Raw genomic sequence first — 2,753 nt, 5'->3', positions numbered from 1 at the left:
GAAGGCGATCAGGGCGAAGGTAAAATGAAAGTCAGTCTGGTTCTGGTTCACGCACAGGATCACCTGATGACGTCAATGCTGGCACGCGAACTGGTGGCAGAGTTGATTGAGCTTCACGAGAAGCTGAAATAGTAAGGAGTTGATGATGCAACATCAGGCGACCGCACCGGAAATCACCATTGCCCGTGAACAACAGTTGTTTAACGGTAAAAATTTCCATGTCTTTATCTACAACAAGACAGAGAGCGCCTGCGGTTTGCATCAGCATGATTACTATGAGTTTACGCTGGTGCTCACGGGGCGCTATTACCAGGAGATCAACGGTAAACGCGTGCTGCTGGAACGGGGTGACTTTGTGTTTGTCCCGCTCGGTTCGCACCATCAGAGCTTCTACGAGTTCGGCTCGACGCGCATTCTCAACGTTGGCATCAGTAAACGTTTTTTTGAACAGCACTACAGCCCTCTCATGCCGTTCTGTTTCGTGGCATCGCAGGTCTATCGCACCAACAGCGCATTTCTAACCTATGTCGAAACGGTTATCGCCTCGCTCAACTTTCGTGATACCGGGCTGGAAGAGTTTGTCGAAGTGGTCACCTTCTACATTATCAACCGCCTGCGCCATTATCGTGAAGAACAGGTTCTGGATGATATTCCGCAGTGGCTGAAAGCCACCGTGGAAACCATGCACGATAAAGCGCAGTTTGGTGAAAACGCGCTGGAAAATATGGTTTCCCTGTCGGCAAAATCTCAGGAATACCTGACGCGAGCGACCCAGCGTTATTACAGCAAAACGCCGATGCAATTAATTAATGAAATTCGCATTAACTTTGCCAAGAAACAGCTGGAGATGACTAACTACTCCGTAACAGATATTGCGTATGAAGCGGGATACAGTAGTCCAAGTCTGTTTATTAAGACATTTAAAAAAATGACGTCATTTACGCCTAATAGCTACAGAAAAAAACTCACGCAATATAATCAGTAATTATTTTACTCAACAACCAGGTTTACGCTTGCCCATTAGTGACGCGGGACGTCCGCGTCATATCTGACAGAAGGGCAGAGCATCATTCACGCCAGTGTTAAGCACTGAAGGGAGAAACGATGAGCCAGAAATTAAAAGTCGTCACCATTGGTGGTGGCAGCAGCTATACCCCGGAATTGCTGGAAGGATTTATTAAACGCTACCACGAGCTGCCGGTTTCCGAATTGTGGCTGGTTGACGTCGAAGGCGGTGAAGAGAAACTGGATATTATTTATCAACTTTGCCAGCGTATGATCGAAAAAGCAGGCGTGCCAATGAAGGTGTTTAAAACCCTGGATCGCCGCGAAGCACTGAAAGATGCCGATTTCGTAACCACGCAGTTGCGCGTAGGACAGTTGAAAGCGCGTGAACTGGATGAGCGTATTCCGTTGAGTCACGGCTACCTGGGCCAGGAAACCAACGGTGCCGGTGGTCTGTTCAAAGGGCTGCGCACGATCCCAGTGATTTTCGACATTATTAACGATGTGGAAGAACTGTGCCCGAATGCCTGGGTGATCAACTTTACTAACCCGGCAGGCATGGTGACCGAAGCGGTCTATCGTCATACGAACTTCAAACGCTTTATTGGCGTGTGCAACATTCCGGTCGGGATGAAGATGTTCATCCACGATGTGCTGGCACTGAAAGAGAGTGATGACCTGTCGATCGACCTGTTTGGTCTCAACCACATGGTGTTCATTAAAGACGTGATCGTCAACGGGCAGTCACGCTTTGCCGAACTGCTGGATGGCGTAGCCTCGGGCCAACTTAAAGCCTCCACGGTGAAAAACATTTTCGATCTGCCGTTCAGCGAAGGGCTGATTCGCTCTCTGAATCTGCTGCCATGCTCGTATTTGTTGTACTACTTCAAGCAAAAAGAGATGCTGGCGATCGAGATAGGCGAATACTACAAGGGGGGCGCGCGGGCTCAGGTGGTACAGAAGGTCGAGAAACAGCTGTTCGATCTGTATAAGAACCCGGAGCTGAACGTCAAGCCGAAGGAGCTGGAGCAGCGCGGTGGCGCGTACTACTCTGACGCCGCCTGCGAAGTCATTAATGCCATTTTTAATGACAAGCAAACCGAGCATTACGTCAACATTCCGCATCACGGCCACGTCGATAACATTCCGGCCGACTGGGCGGTAGAGATGACCTGTACGCTGGGTCGCAATGGGGCAACGCCGACGCCGCGTATCACCCATTTTGACGAGAAAGTGTTGGGATTGATCTATACCATCAAAGGTTTTGAAGTCGCTGCCAGTAACGCGGCGCTGAGTGGTGAGTTTAACGATGTGTTGCTGGCGCTGAACCTGAGCCCGCTGGTGCACTCAGACCACGACGCAGAAGGGCTGGCGCGTGAACTGATTCTGGCGCACGAAAAGTGGCTGCCAAACTTTGCCGGGTGCATTGCGAAGCTTAAAGACGCACAACACTAAAGAGGTCGGCTATGGAACGCTTATTGATTGTAAACGCGGATGATTTTGGTCTGAGCAAAGGGCAAAACTACGGCATCGTGGAGGCCTGTCGCCACGGTGTGGTGACCTCGACCACGGCGCTGGTGAACGGTGATGCCATTGAGCATGCGGTCGCCTTAAGCCGCGATCTGCCGACGCTGGCGGTAGGGATGCACTTTGTTCTGACGCTGGGAAAACCGCTGACCGAGATGCCGGGATTAACCCGTGAAGGGCGTCTGGGAAAATGGATCTGGCAGATGGCAGAGGAAGATACG

Annotated in this window: 4 protein-coding genes; all 4 read left to right on the top strand. The window is 50.9% G+C overall.

Translation table 11 applies throughout. The features are described 5' to 3' along the window. The coding region (locus AB7E14_RS22460; RefSeq protein WP_428169987.1) for a PTS lactose/cellobiose transporter subunit IIA at nucleotides 1-132 on the top strand (132 nt) is incomplete at its 5' end. Nucleotides 133-142: 10 nt separating this feature from the next. Further along, on the top strand, nucleotides 143-985 hold the full coding sequence (gene chbR, locus AB7E14_RS22455; RefSeq protein ID WP_080343308.1) for a transcriptional regulator ChbR: 843 nt from the start codon (nucleotides 143-145) through the stop codon (nucleotides 983-985). Nucleotides 986-1,104: 119 nt separating this feature from the next. Further along, nucleotides 1,105-2,460, top strand: coding sequence for a 6-phospho-beta-glucosidase (locus AB7E14_RS22450; RefSeq protein ID WP_043000889.1), 1,356 nt, complete (start codon nucleotides 1,105-1,107; stop codon nucleotides 2,458-2,460). A gap of 11 nt (nucleotides 2,461-2,471) precedes the next feature. Beyond that, the coding region (locus AB7E14_RS22445; RefSeq protein WP_428169986.1) for a ChbG/HpnK family deacetylase at nucleotides 2,472-2,753 on the top strand (282 nt) is incomplete at its 3' end.

Source organism: Citrobacter sp., assembly GCF_050252275.1.
GTDB classification, from domain to species: domain Bacteria; phylum Pseudomonadota; class Gammaproteobacteria; order Enterobacterales; family Enterobacteriaceae; genus Citrobacter_A; species Citrobacter_A amalonaticus.
Note: the sequence above shows the minus strand (reverse complement) of the source record. Positions and strands in the feature narration are given on the sequence as shown.